Source organism: Vreelandella aquamarina, from assembly GCF_900110265.1.
In the GTDB taxonomy this organism is placed as follows: domain Bacteria; phylum Pseudomonadota; class Gammaproteobacteria; order Pseudomonadales; family Halomonadaceae; genus Vreelandella; species Vreelandella aquamarina.
In genome coordinates this window covers 21,820-43,732 of the sequence record NZ_FODB01000029.1, presented here as the reverse complement: position 1 = coordinate 43,732, position 21,913 = coordinate 21,820, and the positions used below count along the sequence as shown (strand labels likewise).

Sequence of the window (21,913 nt, the reverse complement as noted above, 5' to 3'; positions counted from 1 at the left end):
CGTGGTAAATCTAGCATGTCAACTAAGAGGCGCTGCGCGCCTCGCGCTATCCTGCCTCGGCCTAAAAGGCCGAGGTTTGACGCGCATTTTGATCAGGAATGCCCAGTTGGCGAATAAGAGCAGCGCGCGCCTGCTCTTCTGGCAGCAAGTTGCCAAACCAGTGGTGGGCGGTCAGCGTTTCGGGCGGCCATGTTCGTTGGTTTAAAGGAAGGCTATTGGAAATTGCTTGTCCGCTAGCTTGCCACTCTTCGTCATATTCAAAGCCCATGAGACGGCCATCTAAACCACGCCAGAGGGTACCTACTCGCTGATGGTTTTGCCAAACGATAAGCTGGTCTGGGGTCATAGATCACTATCCATGGGCTGGGCGAGAAGCTCTATGCCAAGTGTTTCTAACACGCGTAATACTCTTCCTATGCCACATGTATCACGGCCATTTTCGAGTTCACTTAAAAAACGAATGCTGACGCCGCATAGTCCTGCCACCGTCTCTAGTGTCAGATGTTGGCGTTTGCGGGCTTGTCGAATTAACAGGCCGAGACTCTTGGCGGATTCAATTGAGTGAAGGGGCGTTTCCGTCGTTGCTGGCAGGGTACGCATACATGCTCCATTTTCCCGATAAGGAAAATTTCTGGATGAAAACAGATATACTAGCTGATCTTTCCCTATAGGGAAAATAATGCGTAGGATGATCGAAAAGAGAGGCCTTTATCCCTATAGGGAAATAAAGAGCAGGCAGATGTTTGCTACTCATCCGCCGAGTTTTGAAATGAAGCTAGGTAAGCCAAGGCTCAAAAAAGTGCCCCCACAGCAGTAGGGGCACTGGTGAGCCATAGTTGCTTTATCGCTTCTTCCGCACCGGTTTTTTATCGCTGCTTGCTGGCTCGGCGCTATCGGCTTTGCGTGCGCTGCTGGGAAAGTGCGCTCGTACTAACTCCAGAAGCCCCTGGGTGGAAGCGTCGAAGTCGGCGGCGTTGGCGTCGATGCGTTCGCTGATTTCACCGGCGATGCGCTTCCCTAGCTGTACGCCCCACTGGTCGAACGAGTTGATGTTCCAGATTACGCCCTGCACAAACACCTTGTGCTCGTAGAGCGCAATCAGCGCGCCCAGGTTTTTCGGCGTTAGCTCGTCGAGCAGTAGGGTGCTGGAGGGGCGGTTGCCTGGGCAGCTGTAGGGGTCGAGCTGGCTAAGCTCTTTGCTGTCGCCTTGGCTGCCTTCCATAAAGGCGTTGGCTTGGGCCAGCATGTTGGTCAGCAGCGCGAAGTGGTGGTCTTCCACGCCCGGTTCCGGCTTGAGCGAGGCGATAAAGTCGATGGGCACGTAGCGAGTGCCCTGGTGCAGCAGCTGGAAGAAGGCGTGCTGGCCGTTGGAGCCGGTTTGGCCCCACACAATCGGGCCGGTTTTGTAGTTCACCGGGTGGCCGAAAATATCCACCGACTTGCCGTTAGACTCCATATCCAGCTGCTGCAGGAAAGAGGGTAACTGGTTCAGCGCTTGGTCGTAGGGCACGATGGCCTGGGTTTCCGCGCCGATAAAGTTGATGTACCAGATGCCGATCAGCGCCATGAGGACCGGCATGTTTTGAGCGAAAGGTGCTTCGATAAAGTGCCGGTCCATCTCATGGGCGCCTTCCAGCAGCTCGATAAAGCCTTCAAAGCCAATCGAGAGCGCAATCGGTAAGCCGATGGACGACCACATGGAGTAGCGGCCGCCCACCCAGGCCCAAAACTCAAACACGTTCTCTTCGCGAATACCGAACTCCATCGCCGCTTTGCGGTTGGTGGAAGCGGCAATAAAGTGCGCGCCCACGTCGGCGTCTTCGCCAGCGTTCTCCAGGAACCAGCGCCGCGCAGTCTTGGCGTTGAGCAGGGTTTCCTGGGTGGAGAAGGTTTTCGTAGAGACGATAAACAGCGTGGTGGCCGGGTCGAGTCGTGAGAGCACTTTCTGAATATGGGTGCCGTCCACGTTGGAAACGAAGTGGAAGTGCAGCTCCGGGTGGCGATACTTCAACAGCGCACGCACCGCCATGTTGGGGCCGAGGTCCGAGCCGCCAATGCCGATATTGACCACGTCTTTAATGCGCTGGCCGTTATAGCCTTTCCACTCGCCGCTACGCACCGCTTCTGAGAACAGCTTGATCTGCTCGCGGGTGCGGGTGATTTCGGGCATCACGTCTTCGCCATCCACATACACCGGCTCATCGCCAAGATGGCGTAGCGCGGTGTGGAGTACCGGACGGTTCTCGGTCACGTTGATAATGTCGCCAGAAAACATTTGGGCGCGGCGCTGTACCAGGGCGGAGTGGTCGGCTAGCTCAATCAGTTTGGCCAGCACTTCATCCGACACCTGATGCTTGGAGTAATCTAGAAAGAGGCCGCCGACGCGGAGGCTCATTTTTTCGAAGCGCTGCGGGTCACTCGTAAAGTAATCACGAATGCGGTCATTGGCGGTTTTATCGCGCAGGCGCTCTAGGGCCTGCCAAGTAACGCTGCGAGTGAGTTGAAACATAACGGGCGGTCCTGTTGTTTTTACATCTGTTTTACATCGTTATCGCTAACGGGGCGTGTCCGACCCCTGGCGTCGCTGTTATTTATGTAAAAATACTACATATTGCGCGCTTGAGAACAACAGCTAGCGAAAAATGGTTAATAAAACAGCGGGGTGGTGGTCGTTTTGAATGTCTGACTAAAAAACAAAAGGGCGAGATTGCCTCGCCCTTAGTGTGCCGCTTTTAGCTGGCAACGGCTACTTGGGCAGCGCCACGTTTGATAAACGCGTAGCCCAGGCCGGTGATCAAAGAGCCCACCACAATCGCGCCCAGGTAAAGCAGAGCGGGAGTAATGGCGTTAGGAATCAGCAGCACGAAGATACCGCCATGGGGGGCCATCAGCTTGGCACCCACCAGCATGGAGAGCGCACCCGTGACCGCGCCACCGGCGATACAGGCGGGAATCACGCGCAGCGGGTCTTTCGCCGCGAAGGGAATCGCGCCTTCACTGATAAAGCACAGGCCCAGCACGAACGAGGCTTTACCCGCTTCCCGCTCGGGGGCAGAGAACTTGTTACGCGCCACGAAGCTGGCAATGCCCATACCAATGGCGGGCACCATACCTGCCGCCATAATCGCGGCCATCGGGCCGTAGGTTTCAGAGGCCAACAAGCCGACGCCAAAGGTGTAAGCCGCTTTGTTGACCGGGCCACCCAGGTCGAAGCACATCATGGCGCCGAGCAGAATGCCCAGCAGCACGGCATTGGTCGAGCCCATGGACTCCAGGAAGCTGGTGAGCGCGCTCAGCACGGCAGCCACCGGCTCGCCAATCACGTAGATCATTGTCAGGCCGGTGACCAAGCTGGCAATCAGCGGGATGATCAGAATCGGTTTGAGCGACTCAACGCTGGAGGGCAGTTTCACGTAGCGCGTGACGGCGAGGGCCACGTAGCCCGCTAGGAAACCGGCCAGAATACCGCCGATAAACCCAGAACCAATCTCGGCGGCGAGCATACCGCCAATCATGCCGGGGGCAATACCAGGGCGGTCGGCGATGGAGTAGGCGATGTAACCTGCCAGAACGGGAATCATCAACGCGAAGGCCGTGCCGCCACCAATCTGCATCAGCGCGGCGGCCAGGGTGCCTTCTTCCTGGAACGCTTCGATACCGAACACGAACGAGAGGGCTATTAACAAGCCACCCGCCACCACCATGGGCAGCATAAAGGACACACCGGTTAGCAGGTGTTTATAGACGCCTTTCTCTTTCATGCCTTTTTTGGCGGTGGCGCTGCTGCTGGCGGCGCTGGTGCCATCTTCAACAGCGGCGTCGGTAAAGGCGGCCTCCAGGGTCGGGCGAGGCTTTTTCAGCGCGTTGCCGGTAGAGGTGCGATAAACCCGTTTACCCGCAAAGCGTGACGGGTCCACTTCGATGTCGCAGGCCAATACGACCACGTCCGCGTCGGCGATTTCCGCTTCCGTGAGTTTGTTTTGCGCGCCCACCGAGCCTTGGGTTTCCACGCGAATCTGGTGGCCCATGGCCTTACCCGCTTCGGCCAGCGCTTCGGCGGCCATAAAGGTGTGGGCAACACCGGTGGGGCAGGCGGTGACGGCAACGATTTTTTTGCCGCCCGCACTGCTGGCCGGAGCGGCAGCAGTAGCTGCCGGGGCGCTGTAAATCGGTGCTTCCCGCTTGGCCTGGCTTAAAAAGGCGCTGGGGTCGGGCAGGGCGCTGGCAATGGGGGCCTGGAATAGCCGCTTGCCTTCGAACCGCTCTGGGGCGGGCACGTGGTCGGCGGCCACGACGATCAAATCGGCGTTAGCAATCTGCTCGGCGCTGGCGGCTTGCAGTGGCGCAATCTCACCGTGCATCTCTACATGAACGTTCCAGCCCAGCCGCGTGGCGGCTTGCTCTAGGCGCTTGGCGGCCAGGAACGTGGTCGCCATGCCGCTGGGGCAGGCGGTAATCAGGATTAGGTTCATCGCGTGGCTCCCTCGGTGTGGGTGTCGTCAAGACGCCGTACCCGGGTCTGTTGTTGGAGTGAGTCAAAATCATCGGCGTGGGAAGTGCCTACGCCAACATGGCGTACCGCTTCGGCAGAAAGCGCCGTGGCGAAACGAAGCGTATCGACGGGTGTATGCTGGCTCAGCAGTCCATGCAGCATGCCCGCCACAAAGGTGTCGCCCGCGCAAACGGTATTGGTGGCAGTGACGGTCGGTGGCGTGGATTGCCAAATGCCGTGCTGGCTCACCCATAAAACGCCTTCAGCACCCGCTGAAATCAGCGCGTGTTCGATGCCGCTGGCGTGCAGCCGCTCGGCGGCGGCTTGGCGCTGTTGGTCGCTATCAAGGGCGCTACCGGCCCAGTCGGCCAGCTCGGTTTCGTTGGGTTTTACGGCGGCAGGCTGCGCGGCAATCGCCGTGAGCAGCGCCGGGCCGCTGGTATCCACCCACAGCGGCACTCCGAAACCTTTCAGGAAGGCAAGCAGCTCGCCAAACGCGGGTTGGTCAATGCCGGGAGGCAGGCTGCCTGCGACCACCACAGCCTCAGGCGGCGCGCTACTTTCAAACAGGCCGCTTAACGTGGTGCGTAAAGCCTCCAGATGGGCGGCTTCGATGGGCATGCCGGGGCCGTTGATGTCGGTCACCCGACCGCTCTGCTCGGCGAGTTTGGCGTTGATGCGCGTGTTGCCCGGCACCCGCACAAAGGCATCTTTCACGCCGTAACGGGGAAAGGCGAGGCTGAACGGGGCGTCGTTCTCTTCGCCCAAAAAGCCGCTGACGACCACCTCATGGCCAAGGCTGGCCAGTACTCGGGCGACGTTCACCCCTTTACCTGCGGCTTCCAGCTGCGCGCTAGTGGGGCGGTTGACGTGTCCCAGCGTCAGCGCATCCAGGTTGAAGGCGAGATCCAGCGCTGGGTTGAGCGTAATACAGACAACTCTTGCCATCAGCTGGCCTCCAGGGCGTCGCGGACTTCATCGCTAGTGGCTTTGCTCAGCGCTAACTGGGCGCTGGCCTGGGCTTGGGCAAGATCAAACTCGCGCAGGCGGGCTTTGACCAGCGGGATTTGGCGTGCGCTGACGGAGAGTTCATCGACACCTAAGCCCACCAGAACCGGTACGGCCATGGCATCAGAAGCCAGCTCGCCGCAAACACCGACCCATTTGCCGTGAGCGTGGGCGGCTTCGACGGTCATTTGGATCAACCGCAGTACCGCTGGGTGCAGGCCATCGGCTTGAGCGGATAGCTCTGGGTGGCCGCGATCAATCGCGAGGGTGTACTGGGTTAAGTCGTTGGTACCGACTGAGAAGAAGTCGACCTCGGCGGCCAGCGTCGGTGCTAGCAGAGCGCTGGAAGGGACTTCGATCATCACGCCAAGCTGTACATCGGTAGCGCGCTGCTGCGGGGAGATCTCGTTGAGCAGGCGGTCGTAAATCGCCTTCGCCGCGCGGAACTCGGCCACGTCTTTGACCATCGGCAGCATAATGCGTAGCGGTTTACCGACGGCGGCCATCAGCAGCGCGCGAATCTGGGTTTCCAACACTTCTGGTTGGGTCAGCGCTAAGCGAATACCGCGCAGGCCGAGGAAGGGGTTGTCTTCCTGGGGCACCGGCCAGTAGGGCAGCGGCTTGTCGCCGCCGACGTCCAGGGTGCGGGCGACGAGCGGGCGGCCGTCGAGGGCATCGGTGGCTTCACGGTACTCGGCGATTTGCGTGGCGAGATCCGGCGCGCTGGAGTAGGCCATAAACAGGAACTCGGTGCGCAAAAGGCCGACCCCTTCCGCGCCGCGCTCTACCGCATCGGCGGCGTGGGCGGTGTTGCCCAGGTTGGCAGCAACCTCAACCCGGTGGCCGTCGCGGGTTTGCGCCTGCTCGAAGCGTAGCTCCCAGGCGTCCGCTTCACGCTGCTGCTGGTCGAGCAGCTGCTGCTCGGCGCGGCGCAGGCGCTCCTCGGAAGGCTGCGAGGTCACGCGGCCGCGCTCGCCATCCAGAATCATCATGCTGCCGTTGTGTAGCGCCATGACCGCTTCACCGGCGCCTACGACGGCAGGAATGCCCAGCGCACGGGCCAAAATCGCGCTGTGGGCGGTGGCGCCGCCGCGCACGGTCAGCAGGCCACGCACGCGGGAGGTATCCAGGCGGGCCACATCGGAGGGGCCGATATCGTCCATCACCAAAATATAGGGGTGGTCGGGTGGCTCGGGCAGGCTGACGTCGCAAAGCACGCCGAGCACGCGGCGGCCGACATCGCGCAGGTCGGCGGCGCGTTCGGCCAGCAGCCGGTCGGCCAGCATCTCTTGGGCGTGGGCGGCGGTGTCGATAGCTTCCCACCAGCCCGCTTCCGCCGAGCGGCTTTCGCGGATGGCGTCAATCGCCGCCTGGTGCAGTTCGGGGTCGTCGAGCATCTCTTCATGCATGGAGAGAATGTCGGCGACTTCGCCGCCGGGCGCTTTGTGTACCAGCGCCTGAAGCTGGGCAGCCCCTTCTTTCAGCGCTGCCTCCAGGCGGGCGATCTCGTCGTCGGGCTGATTGGCGTGCTCAGGATAGTCGAACTGCATCGGACGAATGACGAACACCGGCGCAATCGCCAAGCCTGGCGAGGCTGCTACACCGGTGTGCGGCGTGTCAGCGGCCAGCGGCTCAACGGCGGGCTTGCTGGCGTTGGCGGCGGGCGTGGCATCACGGCCCCCGTCGAACGGCGTGACTTTTTCACCCAAGCCCTCTTCGACAGCGGCGGCAATGGCATCTAGCGCGGCGCTTGCCTGTTCGCCCTCGGCAGAGAAGATCAGCCATTGGCCACGGCGTGCACCCAGGCCAATCACTTTGGTCAAGCTGGCAGCAGATACCGTGGTGGCGCTGCCCTCTTCCAGGCGTACGTTGATGGGCATGGGCTGGGCACGAGCGATCTGTACCAGCTGTTTGGCCGGGCGGGCGTGCAGGCCGTGGGGGTTCAGAACGCGCACGCGGCGGGTTTGGGTGCTGGCGGTTTCACCGGCCAGCGCTGCCAGCAGTTGGGCGCTATTTTTGCCCACAAAGCTGTCGCTTTCGCCGTTCTCTAGTACCGCCATCAACTGTTCGAGCAGCGGCCGGTGGGCATCGCCGCTGGCGGCCAGGCAGAACAGCGCATGAACCGGATGACCGCCATGCTCGATGGTGCTATCGGCGGGCGTTGCCACGCCTAGTGCGGGCTGGTTGACCCCTTGGGCGTGGCTTGAAAGCCATAAGCCTTTACCCAACCACTGGGGCTGGGCGCTCGCCACGGCACTAATAAAGCCGTTATCCACGCAGCCGCTTTGACGCAGCCGCGCTGCCGCCGCCAGGGCCAGCTCCTGCGGGTCGCGGGCGGGAAAGTTAACACATAGCGTATCGGCATCCAGACGCGGCGCTAAGGACGGCTTCGAGAGCAGGCGCGCAACATCGGCGGCGGAGCTGGCGCGGGCTAATTCGGTTGCTACGCCGTCGCGGTCGAGGACGTGGGTAAGCTGGCGCAAAATATCCAGGTGTTCGTCGTTTTGTGCCGCTATCGTGACCAGTACGTGAACGGTGTTGCCGTCGTGCCACTCTACCCCTTTAGGGAACTGCAGCACCCGTACGCCGGTACGTTTGACGTGATGGCGGCTTTCTGGAGTGCCGTGGGGAATGGCAATGGCGTTGCCTAGGTACGTTGAGGACTGCGCTTCGCGGGCGTGGAGGCCATCGCGATACTCGGCCGCAACCAAGCCAGCCTCTGCCAGGGCGTTGGCGGCGCTGTCGAGCGCAGCTTGCCAGTTGTCCGCGTGGCGGTCGAGCAAGATGTCATCGGGGCCGAGTGTCAACATAGGGGTCTCCTGTAAACGCGGTCAGGCAACGGCAACGTCTGCGATTGGCGGCGAAAGTGCGCGCATAAAACGTTAGTCGTAGATCGTTAAGGTTAGCTGGATGAATCGTGTCACCTGTGGTTAGTTGGCTATGCTGAATCGATTCACTTTTTGGCACAAGGGTTGTTTCTTTAGACTTTTGTCTGAAGAGGGTAAAACGGCTGCTAAACTGCCGTCTTCATTTAGGGAGAAACCAGCATGACACTTGCCGATATTGCCCGGCTCGCCGGGGTTTCGCGCACCACGGCAAGCTATGTAATCAACGGCCAGGCTGAACAGCGGCGCATTAGTTCAGCTACCATCGATAAAGTGATGGCTGTGGTGCGTCAGCACCGCTATCACATTGACCCCCAGGCAGCCGCGCTGCGCCGGGGCGCTAGCCGGTTGATCGGTTTGATCGTGCCGGATTTGGAAAACATCAGCTACGCGCGCCTCGCCAAACGCCTGGAACGCGGTGCTCGCGAGCGCGGCTACCAGCTGTTGGTGGTGAGTTCCGATGACTGCGCGGATAGTGAGCGCACGCTGGCCTTGGCGCTGCGTGCCCAGCGCTGTGAGGTGCTGATTACCGCCAGCTGCCTGCCGGAAAACGACACCTTTTATACGGATTTGGCCGACGAAGGCTGGAGCGTCGTTGGGATGGACCGGGGCCTGACCCCCGAGCGTTTTGCCAGCGTGGTGAGCAATGACCAAAAGGCGGCTTACGCGCTGACGCGCTCGGTGATGGATGGCTCAACACGGCGCATTGCCTGGTTGGATGCCATGCCCGAACTCTCGGTGAGTCGTGAGCGGCGTGCGGGCTTTTTTGCCGCGCTGGAAGGGACGGGGGTTGAAGCCGTTACCTTTAGCGGTGGGCGCTACGAGCGGGATGTGGGCGTTGAACTGGCGCAACAGCTCTTTGCTGCAGGCGAGGTAGATGCGCTGGTCACGGCCTCCTACGCGCTCATGGAAGGTGTGTTTGATGAGCTGCTTGCCCAGGGGGGGCTGCCGGAGACGCTGCGGTTAGCCACTTTTGGTGACCACCGCCTGTTAGATTTTCTGCCCCAGCCGGTTAATTCGGCGCTGCAGGATTATGACCGCATCGCCGAGCTGACGCTTCAGTGCGCGCTGGGCGCGATGAATGGAAGCTACCAATGCGGGCAGCAGGTGGTCGCGCGCCGCCTGCGTACTCGCTGAGCGCAGGCGGCGCGCGGTTTATACCGTGCGTGCCTGTGCCCAGGCGTTGGCGTCTGGAATCGACATATCATATCGTTCGCTAAGATAGGGCGAGGAGAGCAGAAAGTCGGCGCTGGCCGCATTACAGGCCACCGGCACGTTCCATAGCGCGGCAAGGCGCAGCAGCGCTTTCACATCCGGGTCGTGGGGCTGCGGTGCAAAGGGGTCCCAAAAGAAGATCAGCACGTCGAGCTGCTGCTCGGCGATACGCGCCCCGATCTGCTGGTCGCCGCCTAGCGGCCCGCTCATTAAGCCTTCCACTTCTAGCCCCAGGGCGGTTTTCAGCCGCCCTGCGGTAGTGCCTGTGCCAATCAGCGTGTGCTGGCTGAGTGTGTCTTGCCAGCGCGTCGCCCACTCCAGCATCTCGGTTTTTTTGCCATCGTGGGCAATCAGCGCAATACGCTTGCGCGGTTGCAGCGTGCGCACGGCTTGGCGGGGTGGGCGGGCATCGTTCATGGCATGGCTCTCCTGGTCATTCGATTGTTATTCATCGTCCGTCGAGACGGTTATTCATTCGGCGTCGACGGCCAGTACTTTCATGGTATTGGTGCCGCCGTGGGCATTCATATGGTCGCCGCGAGTAAGAATGACATGCTCACCTGGGCGTGCCAATCCATGGGCCTTCAGCAGTTTGATGGCTTCATGGTTCACCTCGGTGGCCTCCATGTGCGTCGTATCGAATGGAATCGAGACTACGCCACGGTAGAGCGCCATGCGCCGTTGGGCGATGGGGCTGTGAGCCAAGCCGACAATCGGCAAGCCAGAGCGGATGCGCGAGGCAATCAGCGGCGTGTAGCCGGTGGAGGTCATGCAGGCAATGGCGCGTACGCCGGTCAGATGGTTGGCGGCGTACATAGCGGAGAGTGCGATGGTTTCATCGATCCGCTCGAAGCCTTCATGGATGCGGTGGCCGGAGGCTTGAGCAATGCGCTCCCGCTCGGCACCCAGGCAGACGCGGTCCATGGCTTCGATGGTCTCCACCGGATAGTCACCCGCTGCGGTTTCCGCCGAGAGCATGACGGCATCGGTGGCATCCAGCACGGCATTGGCCACGTCGAACACTTCGGCACGCGTAGGCAGCGGCGACTCTATCATCGACTCCATCATTTGGGTGGCGGTGATCACCGCGCGATTCAGCGAACGGGCATGCTTGATAATGCGCTTTTGCGTGCCGATCAGCGCCTCATCGCCAATCTCTACGCCCAGGTCGCCGCGAGCGACCATGACTGCTTCTGACGCTTCGATGATGGCGTCTAGAGTTTCGTCGTTGGCAACGGCCTCGGCACGCTCCAATTTCGCCACCAGCCCGATCTCTTTGCCCTCGTCGCCCAGTAGAGCACGCGCTTCCTGCATGTCGGCGGCGCTGCGTGGGAACGAAACGGCGAGGTAATCCACACCAATCTCGATGGCGGTTTTCAGGTCTTCTTTATCCTTATCGGTCAGCGCTGGGGCGGAAAGGCCGCCGCCTTGCTTGTTGATGCCTTTATTGTTGGACAGTTTGCCACCCACGTGAACTCGGGTGTGAACTTCTTGCCCAACGATAGACGTGACGTCCAGCACGACGCGACCATCGTCCAGCAGCAGACGGTCGCCGGGGGCGACGTCATCGATGAGCGCTTTGTAGTCGCAGCCGACGCGTTCGGCGGTGCCGCTATTGGCATCCATAGCCATATCGAGCACAAACACTTGGCCGATGTCTAAGTGGATAGCGCCTTCTTTGAAGCGGGAAATGCGAATTTTAGGGCCTTGCAAGTCGCCCAGTGCCGCTACGCTGCGGCCTAAGCGCTGAGCAATCTCGCGTACTTCGGTGAGGCGGCGGCGATGATCATCAGCAGAGCCGTGGGAGAAATTCAGCCGCACCACGTCAACGCCCGCTTTTAGCATGGCTTCCAACACCCCGGGGCGGTCACTGGCTGGGCCAAGCGTGGCGACGATTTTGGTACGACGAAGGGGGGTTGGGGACGTTGCGCGTGTCATAGTGGTACTCCTAATGAGCAGCGTGGGCTGAACATAGACTATAAAAAGGGCTGATGAATCGTTGATTAAGTATTGGACTACGATAGCCTTTATATAGTAATTTTACTACATATTGGATAGTTATTAGCCTTTAGGGGCGGTTATGGCAGGTTTTAATCGGCCTATAGGTGACTAAATACGTATTTTTAGTAATTTTTTTACTGGATACGCCATCTACGACCACTGCTTGATTGAGGTGCTACCATGACAATAAGAGTTGCCATTAACGGATTTGGACGGATTGGCCGTAACGTACTGCGTGCGCTGTACGAAAATGGCTACCGTGATCGCGTTCAGGTGGTTGCGATTAACGATCTGGGCGACCCTTCCCTAAACTCCCATCTGCTGCGCCACGATACCGTTCACGGCCATTTCCCATTTGCGGTCGAGCACGATGCAGAGAGCATCAGCGTGGATGGGGATCGTATTGTGATCTCTTCTGAGCGCGATCCGGCCAACCTGCCCTGGGCCTCTATGAATATTGACCTCGTCATGGAGTGTACCGGTCTGTTTACCAAGCGCGAAGCGGCGGCCAAGCATATTGCTGCAGGCGCAAAGCGCGTACTGATTTCTGCGCCTAGCCCGGATGCGGATGCCACTATCGTTTACGGTGTGAATGACGACATTTTGACCGCCGAGCACACCGTGGTATCAAATGCTTCCTGCACCACCAACTGCTTGGCTCCGGTCGCTAAAGCGCTGAACGATGCAGTCGGTATCGAAAACGGCCTGATGACTACCGTTCACGCTTACACCAACGACCAGAACCTGTCGGATGTGTATCACTCCGATCCCTACCGTGCGCGTAGTGCCACCCACTCCATGATTCCGACCAAAACCGGCGCGGCGGCAGCCGTGGGTTTGGTACTGCCGGAGCTAGCGGGTAAGTTCGATGGCCTGGCCGTGCGCGTGCCGGTGATCAACGTTTCTCTGGTGGATCTAACCTTTACTGTGGGTCGTGATACCACCAAAGAAGAGATCAACGCGATTGTCGAGAAAGCCGCCGCAAACTCCCCGGTCTTGGCCGTCAACGCCCAGCCGCTGGTGTCTATCGACTTCAATCACGATGCGCACTCGTCTACCTTTGACGCTAACCATACTCGCGTTAATGGTCGTCTGGTGAAGATCATGGCGTGGTACGACAACGAGTGGGGCTTCTCCAACCGTATGTTGGATACCGCCATCGCCATGCAGAAAACCGCCAAATAACTCCTGTTTGATCTTTAAGGGCAGGTATCGCCCAGCAGCAGCTCGGTTTTGAGCAGCTGCTGGGTTTTTGGTATTCGGCCTAAAATCATTTTGGCTGCCACACGTCCTTTACCTGCGCTGTCCTGGCGTACGGTGGTTAAGCGTGGGGCACGATATTGCCCTTCGGCAATGCCGTCAAAGCCGGTAATTCGTAACTCCCCTGGGACGTGAATGCCTCGCTGCTCTGCTAGCGTTAGCGCAGTGAGTGCAATTCGGTCTGACATGCATAGTAGTAGATCTGGACGCTGCTCAGCGGGCAGATCGATGATCTCGGTAATCACCGGCGAGCACACGTCAAACACGTTCTCTTCAATATTCCACAGCGGAACCTGTTCGGTATCAAAGCCATGCTCAGTGAGCGCGGCATGAAAACCGGCCAGGCGCGCACGGCTTATCGTGCTGCTGTCGGGCAGCATCGTGTGCTCTTTGGTCACCCGGCCATTGCAGTGCTCTTTAGTTAAACGCAGGTTGATAATGGCAGGCCGAAGAGGGCGCTGCTTAAGCGCATGGGTTGCCATCGCGTAGCTGGCATCACGATCATCGATGTGCACGGTAGGGCTGCCGTCGATATCGAAGTCTACCGACACCAAAGGGCGTTGAGAGGACAGTTCGTTCAGCAGTTTATTGTTGGGCATCAGCCCGTAAACGATAAATCCATCGGCGATATTAGCCGAGCCGGGTGGCTGGGAAGCATGGCCTCGGCCCGGTAATAACAGCATGGTATGGCCGTGGGCATCCAGCACTTCAGCCACGCCAGAGAGAAACTCACTGGCCACGGCATCGTTCAGGCTGTAAGTCAGGCTTTCGGCCAGAATCACCGCCACGATGCTGGAGCGTCCGGTGCGCAGGCTGCGTGCTTTGGCGTCGGGTCCACTATACCCCAGCCGCTTAGCTTCCTTAAGAATGCGGTCGCGCAGTAGCGGGGAGAGCTGGTCGGGTCGGTTAAAGGCGTTGGAAATCGTCGCGGTTGAGACGCCGAGTTCGAGCGCAAGATCCTTTAGGGTCATTCGGCGAGGGGCGGTCACGGTGCTTCCTAAACTGGTGAAGAGTATGGGCGGAGAGAGTGCGTTGCCTGGGTGGTATTTACAACGCAGGCTAATTATTTACTTGTAGTGCGCAAGAATAACGGCCTTGATGGTGTGACGACTACCCTCTTTGAAAGGTTGTCTCACCCAGCCAAGGCCGTGATGGGTCTTTCTATCAGTACTTAAGCTGCCGAGCGGGTTGCGGAAAGTGTTAAGGCGGCCCCGCTTTCGTCGAACAGATGTACATGCTCGGTATCCGGTACCAGCGATACCTGCTGGCCCTCTTGCCACTGGCTGGGCGCTTCGCTGCGATGGATCAGCAAGGTAGAGCCCTCTTTCGGCTCCAGATACACGTAGACTTCGTTACCCAGGTATTCAACGTTGACGATATCAAAGCAGTTATCGCCCTGAGGCGCTTCCAGGCGAAGGTGCTCGGGGCGCACGCCAAGTGTGAGCGAGGAGCCTTTCGAGTAAGCGTCGCCCGCTTGTGGCAATGATACTTCTCCCACTCCCGCCGCTTTCACTCGGCAGCCGTCGGCGGTGCCGCTCAGTAGCTCGGCGGGCATAAAGTTCATGGTGGGTGAGCCAATAAAGCCGGCTACGAATTTAGTGGCCGGACGCTGGTACAGCTCGTGAGGGCTGCCCACTTGCTCGATATGACCGCGGTTTAGCACCACGATTTTATCCGCCAGGGTCATGGCTTCGACCTGATCGTGGGTGACGTAAATCATGGTAGAGCCGAGACGGTTGTGCAGGCGGGCGATCTCGTTACGCATCTGCACCCGCAGCGAGGCATCCAGGTTGGAGAGCGGCTCGTCAAACAGCAGAATGCGCGGCTCCCGCGCCATGGCACGGCCCATCGCCACCCGCTGGCGCTGGCCGCCAGAGAGGGCTTTGGGCTTACGGTGTAAAAGCTCTTCCAACTGCAGGATTTTTGCCGTGCTCATCACCCGCTCGTGAACGGTCTCTTTGGCGGTGTTGGCCAGCTTAAGACCAAACGCCATATTGTCGTAAACGGTCATGTGCGGGTAGAGCGCGTAGGACTGAAACACCATGCCTACGCCGCGTTCACGAGGCGGTAAGTCGTTGACCACGGTGCCGCCAATATTCAGGTCGCCATCGGTGATTGATTCAAGACCGGCGATTAAGCGCAGCAGCGTGGATTTACCGCAGCCGGAGGGGCCAACAAATACGACAAACTCACCGTCGCCAATGGAAAGATCAACGTCTTTGATGATGTGATCGCGGCCAAATACCTTATTGACCTTTTCAAGCGTAACACTTGCCATGGTAACTCCTTGCCGACCTCGATCGGAGCGGGTCGGCTATCGTTATTAACTGTTATGGGCGGCGTTTAGGCAACCTGCATAAAGGCGGCTTGGTACGCGGGCAGCGTGAGCGTGCTGCCGTCTCGCGTGGCGGTAAAGTGGGCGACCGGCAAGTCGCTGGCGACCTCCACAGGCAGGGTGGTTTGCTGCTCTTGCCCGGTCAGGTTGAACACGCACAGCAGGGTCTCGTCGCCTTTTTGACGGGTAAAGCCAAGTAGCTCCTCGCCAACGTCTACCAGTGCCAAGTCGCCATCGAACATGGCCGGTTGGCTGCGGCGGAACGCTAGCAGGGCGCGTACGGTGTTGAGCGTGGCGTTGGGGTCATCCTGCTGGCGGCTCACCGCCAAATCCAAGTGACGAGCTTCCATGGGCAGCCACGGTTCCATCGGAGAGAAGCCGCCCTGTTCGCCGTCGGTCCACGGCATGGGCGTGCGGCAGCCGTCGCGGCCTTTAAACTCAGGCCACAGCACTTTGCCGTAGGGGTCTTGAATGCGCTCGAAGGGCACGTCCGCTTCCGGCAGGCCCAGCTCTTCGCCTTGGTACAGGCACACGCTGCCGCGCAGTGAGAACAGCATGGCCAGCATCACTTTCGGGTAGGCGTTGGGGTCTTCGTCAGCCCCCCAGCGAGTCGCGCTACGCACCACATCGTGGTTGGAGGTTGCCCAGCAGGGCCAAGCGTCGCCTGCTAAGCGCTGGAAGCGTTCAATCACTTCGCGCAGGTAGCTGGCGGAGTGGGGCATGTTGAGCAGGTCGAAGGTGTACGCCATATGCAGCTTATCGCCACCGGCGGTGTACTCGGCCATGCGCTCTAGCGGGTTATCGTCGCCAATTTCACCTACGGTGGTGGTGCCGGGGTACTCATCCATCAGCGCACGGAGGTCTTTGAGGAAGTCCAGGTTTTCCGGGCGGCTGAGGTCGTAGACATGGCGCTGCCAGGTATAGGGGTTTGCTTCCGGGGCGCCCAGGGTTTTGGCTTCGCCTTTCGGTACCGGCGGGTTGTCCCGCAGCTCGGCATCGTGGAAGTAGAAGTTGACCGTATCCAAGCGGAAACCGTCGACACCCAAATCCAGCCAGAAACGCATGTTGTCGAGCTGTGCCTGACGCGCTTCCGGGTTGTGGAAGTTGACGTCCGGCTGGCTGGTCAGGAAGTTGTGCAGATAGTACTGCTGGCGGCGGGAGTCGAAGGTCCACGCCGAGCCGCCAAAGATCGACAGCCAGTTGTTGGGCGGCGTGCCGTCGGGTTTCGGGTCGGCCCACACAAACCAGTCGGCTTTAGGATTGGTGCGATCCTGGCGGCTCTCCTGGAACCAGGGGTGCTGATCGGAGGTATGGCTGATCACTTGGTCGATCATCACTTTCAAGCCCAGCGAATGGGCTTTTTCCAGCAGCGCCTTGAAGTCTTCCAGCGTGCCGAACATCGGGTCTACGTCGCGGTAGTCGCTCACGTCGTAGCCAAAGTCGAGCATCGGAGAAGTAAAGAAGGGCGATAGCCAGATGCCGTCCACGTTGAGGGAGGCCACGTAATCCAGCTTTTCGGTGATGCCGTTCAGATCGCCTACGCCGTCGCCACGGCTATCTAAAAAGCTGCGCGGGTAAATTTGATAGATTACACCGCCGCGCCACCACATCATGTTGTCTTGCATTACTTAGTTCCTTAAAAACGGTTGCTGAGGTTTATCAGCGAATTCATAGAGGCGTTATTGCGCAGGGGCTTAGCCCTTCACGGCACCCGCCGTTAGGCCGGAAACAATGCGGCGCTGGAAAATAATGACCAAAATCACCAGCGGCACGGTTACCACAACGGAGGCGGCCATAATCGGCCCCCAGGGCAGTTCGTAAGCACTACCGCCTGACAGAAGGGCAATCGCGACCGGCACCGTGCGCTGCGTATCGGTCAGTGTGAAGGTCAGTGCGAACAGAAACTCGTTCCAGGCGGCGATGAATGCGAGCAGGCCCGTGGTCGCCATGGCGGGCCACATCAACGGCAGAAATACCTTGGTGATGGTCACCCAGGGGGTGGCACCATCCATGATCGCCGCCTCTTCCAGCTCCATGGGCAGCTGCTTCATAAAGGTGGTGAGCACCCACACCGTAAAGGGCAGCGTAAAGATGGTGTAACTGAGGATCAGGCCTGCGGGGTTGTTATATAGATTCAGCGCGCGAATTACCTCGAACAGCCCAGAGAGCACGGCCACTTGAGGGAACATCGAAACGCCCAGAATGACCAGCAGCACCGTCGAACGGCCCCGAAAGCGTACCCGCCCAAGCGCATAAGAGGCGGTGATACCCAGCAGCAGGGCGATAAACACTACGCTAAAGGCGACGATGATGGAGTTGAAAATCGCTCGCACAAAGCTCGATTGGCTAAAGATTTGCGCGTAGTTGTCCAGGTTCCAGGTAGAGGGCCATAGCTCCACGCGGAACAGGTCGCTAGAGGGTTTTACCGAGGTGATCACCGCGTAGTAAAACGGGAACACTGCATACACCATAATGACGGCAATCAGTGCCCAAAAACCAACGCGTTTAGCAATTTTGGCGAACTGGCGGCTGTTCATCAGTCACCTCCCAATTGGATCTGTTTGCGGCCGATATAGAGGTAGGCAACGGTAGCCAGCGCGATGATCAAGAACAGCAGCGTAGAGGCCGCACTGCCGTAGCCGACGTCCTGGAATTCGACGAGCTGCTGGCGCGCATACACCGACATCGACATCGTGCTGGTGGAGTTGGAGGTCAACACATAAATCACGTCGAATACGCGCAGGGCATCCAGCAGGCGGAAGATGACCGCCACCATCAGCGCGGGTGTGATCAGTGGCAGCGTAACCTTGAAGAACACGCGTACCGGATGAATGCCATCCACCTCGGCAGCTTCATAGCAATCTTTAGGCAGCATTTGCAGCGCGGCTAACACCAGCAGCGCGACGAAAGGAATGGTCTTCCAAACGTCAACCATAATGACCGCCCACATGGAGTAGGTGGCGCTGGCTGTCCAGGCGATGGGATTATCAATAATGCCAACCACCATCAGCAGGTGGTTGATGATGCCGAACTGATCATTCAGCATCCACGCCCACATCTGGGCTGAGACAATGGTGGGGATGGCCCAAGGGATGAGGACCGCCGCACGAACAATCACACGGCCTTTAAATTCTGCGTTCAGAATCAGCGCCACGATGACGCCAAACACTACTTCCAGCGAAACGGAAACGACCGAGAAGTAGACCGTGTTCCACACGGACTGCCACCATACCGGGTCGGCTAGCACGCCAAACCAGCGGCCGTTGTCGTAAACCAGATAGTTTTCAAAGCCAATCAGGTTTGCGGCGCCTAAATCGGACAGCGACGCATCGGTAAAGCTGAGAAAGAAGGTGCGAAGTAACGGCCAGCCCGCCACCAGCGTGAGGGCAATCAGCATGGGGGCTAAGAACAGCCACGCCGCCTTGACGCGTTGGCGGCGGACCTTGGTACCCCGTTGCCGCCGCGCTGGCGTGGCGGAACGCGCCCCGAGGGGCGCGTTTTGGTGAGAGTGGTGAGAAGAGCTCGACATAGGTGTCTCCGCGTTTACCAGTTGCGACGCTTCAGGCGCAGCAATTCGCCTTCAAGGTCAGCGACGGCTTGAGCGCCATCTTTGGTGCCGGACAGCACGTCATGAGAGGTGCTAAAGAAGGCGTTGCTGACCCGGCCATAGGCACCGCCGGTAGGTGCAGACGGACGCGCGACGGCATTGGTGAACGTGTCGTAGAGCGTGCCGAAGAAGGGCACCGCTTCCAGTACTTCCTGGTCCTGGTAGAGCGCATCGATGGTGGGGTTGTAGGACGCCTGAATGGCGCGACGTTTCTGCTCTTCTTCACCGGTCAGGTAAGCCACCAAATCCGCCGCAATGTCAGGATGCTCGCTGTAGCGCGACACGGCCAGGTTCCAGCCGCCCAGGCCCGCAGCGCTTTGGCCCTCTTCACCGCCAGCAGGCAGCTGCACGACGCCTACTTTGCCGCGCACGTCGCTGTCATCGCTTTGGGCCAGCGCCCAGGCGTAAGGCCAGTTGCGCATGAAGACGGCATTGCCGCCCTGGAAAACACCCCGTGCTTCCTCTTCGGTGTAGTTCAGCACGCCTTCCGGGGAGATGTCACCGATCCAAGAGGCGGCCAGATCCAACGCTTGGGCAGCGCGCTCGTTGTTGATGGTCACTTCGCCGTCATTATCGACCACGGTACCGCCGCCAAAGCTGGCGACCCATTCCAAGGCGTTGACGGTCAGCCCTTCATAGGCGCGCCCTTGGAATACGAAGCCCTGCATGCGGCTGTTGCCCGCTTCACGCTCAGCGTTTTGAATATCGCGCGCAATCTCAGTCAGGTCTTGCCACGTGGTGGGCACCTCGTGGCCATGCTTTTCCAACAGGTCTTCCCGGTAGTAAAGCACCCCCGCATCGGTAAACCACGGCATGGCGACCAGACGATCATCGATGGTGTTGTTGACCACGATCGTCTCGAAATGGCCCGCGGCTGCGTCGTCACCCAATACCTCGCGAAGATCGAACAGGTGGTTGGCCAGCAGGCCGGGCCACACCACGTCGATTTGCATCACATCGATATCGCTGGAGTTGGCGGAGAGAATTTGTTGATAGAGAGACAGGCGCTCAGTGGATGAGTTGGGCGTTGAAACCACATCGACGCTGTGGCCGGTTTTCTCTTCCCAAGCGCGCACGCCTTCTTGGCAAAGGGTCAACTCTGCACCAACCGCACCACAGGAAATCGTCAGTTCGACCGCCTGGGCAGACCCGGTGGTACTGGCAAGACTGGCCAAAGCGATAGCTGAAGTGAGTAGTGTCTTTTTCATTACGGCGTTCCTCGGCGTTTATTGTTGTGGGTGATGGGGGATCAGAGCGCTTGTAGCGCCTACTTAAACGATTAAGTACGCTGCCAGTTAGCCGTCTGTCGTCGTGAAGTTCAATAGAGACTTTTGTCTAATCTATTTCAATTCGGTTTCTCTAAGATAAATAGTGCTTTAGACATTGGTCGATAATTAGTAAAAGCTTGTTGGTTTACTAGCTCTTAATCGATTAAGTTTTAGTGGCTGTCGCTCTTCGGCTCAAAATAGAAGTTGCTTTGCAACATTATTCAAGGGAAGGCGGTGCCTGGAGCCAGCGTCACGATCAGAACAAAAATAGATTTAAAACAATGCACAAAATGACATTCAAGACACCATTAGCCATCGCCGTTGCCACTGCCAGCCTCGGACTTTGCGGTGTTGCCAACGCCGACACGACGATGGAAGAGCGCTTTGCCGAGCTAGAAGCGCGCATTGCGGCCGCCGAGCAGCGGGCTGAAGCTGCCGAGCGCCGCGCGGAGTTAGCTGAGCAGGGGCGCGGTGCTGCGCCTGCTTCAAGCGCGCCAGCAACGGCAACTACCGATGCCGATATCGAAGAGCGCCTGGCCCGCGTCGAACGCCAGGCCAGCGGCGAAGAGGGCTTCTCGTTCAACGTGTATGCTCGTTCTGGCCTGTTGATCGGTGAAGATGGCAAAAGCGCACCGGGCGGCCCGTACCTAACGCCCGCCGGTGGTAATGGCGGCGCAGTGGGGCGTTTGGGTAACGAGCCGGACACCTACTCTGAAGCCATCCTGAACTACCGCATGCAGTTCGATAACGGCGCCAAAGCCCGTTACACCACCATGCTGGCCCATGGCACCAATTCCAGCAACGACTGGGTGGGCGATGACACCAACCTAAACGTGCGCCAAGTGTATGCAGAGTTCAGCGACCTGCCCAGCTTCACCGGGGCGTTTGAAAACGCATCCATCTGGGCCGGTAAGCGCTTTGACCGTAACAACTTCGATATTCACTGGCTCGATAGCGATGTGGTCTTCCTAGCTGGTACCGGTGGTGGTGTGTACGACGTGCAGCTGGCGGAGAACTGGAAAACCAACTTCTCGCTTTATGGCCGCAGCTTCAGCGACTATCCGGTCGTCAACCGCGAAAACCCCGGCTTGGATGGCGAAAACAGCGATACCGACAACCTGGTCCTGACCTCCAATAACTACTTCGGTAACTGGCAGGTGATGGTCAACGGCATGTCCGCTGCCGATAACGACGAGCGCGATATTGGCGTGGGTCAAACCGCTGCAGATACCGGTTGGCACACCATGGTGGCCTACCACGGCGACAGCTTCTTCGGCATGGGTGAAGGTAACTTCAAAGCGGCGGTTCTGCATGGCCAAGGCTTGGGTGCCGAAGTGAAGGGGCTCGGTAGCAACGGTGATCTAACCGACGATGCCTCCACGACGCGTCTGGCCGTTTACGGTACAACCTATGTTGCTCCGAAGTGGCGCATTGCTCCCGCCATTCTGGCGGAAACCAGCGATGACCGTTTTGCTAGCGGTGACAGCTACGACTGGGCGACCCTGAACGTTCGTCTGGCGAACGAGATTAACCAGAACTTTGAAATGCAGTACGAAGCCAGCTACCAGTGGATGGATTTCAAACCGCAGGGCTACAGCGACCGCAACGCTGTCGATGGCGACTACATGAAGTTCACCATCGCCCCGACCTTCAAGCCGGAAGTTGGCGGGTTCTGGAAGCGTCCTGAAATTCGTCTGTTCACTCCTATAGCGACTGGGATGAGAGCCTGAACAGTTACGGTGGGAATTCACTACTTGGCAGCGATGGCTTTACTGGCGGTGAGTTCACCTTCGGCGTACAAACCGAGGTATGGTTCTAAGGGCGAACCACTCACTAGCAAGG

At 59.1% G+C, this 21,913-nt stretch carries 16 protein-coding genes and 1 pseudogene; 3 read left to right on the top strand and 14 right to left on the bottom strand.

Translation table 11 applies throughout. From position 1 onward, the window contains the following. Positions 1-61 precede the first annotated feature (61 nt). The 6 genes from BMY49_RS09670 to ptsP all read right to left on the bottom strand — a co-directional run bounded on the left by BMY49_RS09670 (position 62) and on the right by ptsP (position 8,310). Positions 62-346: a HipA N-terminal domain-containing protein gene (locus BMY49_RS09670; protein WP_089675467.1), complete on the bottom strand. Its 285-nt coding sequence runs from the start codon at positions 344-346 to the stop codon at positions 62-64. Next, positions 343-600: a helix-turn-helix domain-containing protein gene (locus tag BMY49_RS09665; RefSeq protein WP_074210730.1), complete on the bottom strand. Its 258-nt coding sequence runs from the start codon at positions 598-600 to the stop codon at positions 343-345. The genes BMY49_RS09670 and BMY49_RS09665 overlap by 4 nt, the downstream gene beginning before the upstream one ends. 241 nt (positions 601-841) lie before the next feature. Further along, on the bottom strand, positions 842-2,509 hold the full coding sequence (pgi, locus tag BMY49_RS09660; RefSeq protein WP_089675466.1) for a glucose-6-phosphate isomerase: 1,668 nt from the start codon (positions 2,507-2,509) through the stop codon (positions 842-844). 223 nt (positions 2,510-2,732) lie between these two features. Next, positions 2,733-4,472, bottom strand: coding sequence for a PTS fructose-like transporter subunit IIB (locus tag BMY49_RS09655; protein WP_089675465.1), 1,740 nt, complete (start codon positions 4,470-4,472; stop codon positions 2,733-2,735). After that, positions 4,469-5,440: a 1-phosphofructokinase gene (gene pfkB / locus BMY49_RS09650; protein ID WP_089675464.1), complete on the bottom strand. Its 972-nt coding sequence runs from the start codon at positions 5,438-5,440 to the stop codon at positions 4,469-4,471. The genes BMY49_RS09655 and pfkB overlap by 4 nt, the downstream gene beginning before the upstream one ends. Continuing rightward, positions 5,440-8,310: a phosphoenolpyruvate--protein phosphotransferase gene (ptsP, locus tag BMY49_RS09645; RefSeq protein WP_089675463.1), complete on the bottom strand. Its 2,871-nt coding sequence runs from the start codon at positions 8,308-8,310 to the stop codon at positions 5,440-5,442. The genes pfkB and ptsP overlap by 1 nt, the downstream gene beginning before the upstream one ends. A gap of 237 nt (positions 8,311-8,547) precedes the next feature. Between ptsP and cra the strand changes: the two genes are divergently transcribed. Next, complete coding sequence (gene cra, locus BMY49_RS09640) at positions 8,548-9,522, top strand: catabolite repressor/activator (protein WP_044629388.1); 975 nt, start codon at positions 8,548-8,550, stop codon at positions 9,520-9,522. An 18-nt stretch (positions 9,523-9,540) separates the two neighbouring features. Here the strand turns inward: cra and BMY49_RS09635 are convergent, their stop codons facing one another. Beyond that, positions 9,541-10,017 (bottom strand): methylglyoxal synthase, encoded by a 477-nt coding sequence (locus BMY49_RS09635; RefSeq protein WP_044629387.1) that lies wholly within the window; start codon positions 10,015-10,017, stop codon positions 9,541-9,543. Positions 10,018-10,071: 54 nt separating this feature from the next. Further along, positions 10,072-11,538 carry a pyruvate kinase gene (gene pyk / locus BMY49_RS09630; RefSeq protein ID WP_089675462.1) on the bottom strand — a complete coding sequence of 489 codons (1,467 nt, stop codon included), beginning with the start codon at positions 11,536-11,538 and terminating at the stop codon, positions 10,072-10,074. Positions 11,539-11,781: 243 nt separating this feature from the next. Between pyk and gap the strand changes: the two genes are divergently transcribed. Beyond that, a complete protein-coding gene (gene gap, locus BMY49_RS09625; protein WP_089675461.1) occupies positions 11,782-12,786 on the top strand; it encodes a type I glyceraldehyde-3-phosphate dehydrogenase in 1,005 nt (334 codons plus the stop codon). A 14-nt stretch (positions 12,787-12,800) separates the two neighbouring features. On the opposite strand, the gene BMY49_RS09620 is transcribed toward gap, so the two are convergent. From BMY49_RS09620 to BMY49_RS09595, 6 genes are all read right to left on the bottom strand, one after another. Beyond that, positions 12,801-13,832, bottom strand: a complete 1,032-nt coding sequence (locus BMY49_RS09620; RefSeq protein ID WP_044629384.1) for a LacI family DNA-binding transcriptional regulator — start codon at positions 13,830-13,832, stop codon at positions 12,801-12,803. 200 nt (positions 13,833-14,032) lie between these two features. Next, entirely contained in the window at positions 14,033-15,139 is a 1,107-nt protein-coding gene (locus tag BMY49_RS09615; protein WP_089675460.1) for an ABC transporter ATP-binding protein, read from the bottom strand. 65 nt (positions 15,140-15,204) lie between these two features. Beyond that, on the bottom strand, positions 15,205-16,821 hold the full coding sequence (locus tag BMY49_RS09610) for an alpha-glucosidase family protein (protein ID WP_089675459.1): 1,617 nt from the start codon (positions 16,819-16,821) through the stop codon (positions 15,205-15,207). Between the two features lie 69 nt (positions 16,822-16,890). Next, a complete protein-coding gene (locus tag BMY49_RS09605; protein WP_058578337.1) occupies positions 16,891-17,733 on the bottom strand; it encodes a carbohydrate ABC transporter permease in 843 nt (280 codons plus the stop codon). After that, positions 17,733-18,725, bottom strand: a complete 993-nt coding sequence (locus BMY49_RS09600) for a carbohydrate ABC transporter permease (RefSeq protein ID WP_044629380.1) — start codon at positions 18,723-18,725, stop codon at positions 17,733-17,735. The genes BMY49_RS09605 and BMY49_RS09600 overlap by 1 nt, the downstream gene beginning before the upstream one ends. A 14-nt stretch (positions 18,726-18,739) precedes the next feature. Beyond that, complete coding sequence (locus tag BMY49_RS09595; protein WP_058578338.1) at positions 18,740-20,011, bottom strand: ABC transporter substrate-binding protein; 1,272 nt, start codon at positions 20,009-20,011, stop codon at positions 18,740-18,742. A 341-nt stretch (positions 20,012-20,352) separates the two neighbouring features. Between BMY49_RS09595 and BMY49_RS09590 the strand changes: the two are divergent. Continuing rightward, positions 20,353-21,890: pseudogene (locus tag BMY49_RS09590) on the top strand (carbohydrate porin). The last annotated feature ends 23 nt before the right edge of the window (positions 21,891-21,913 follow it).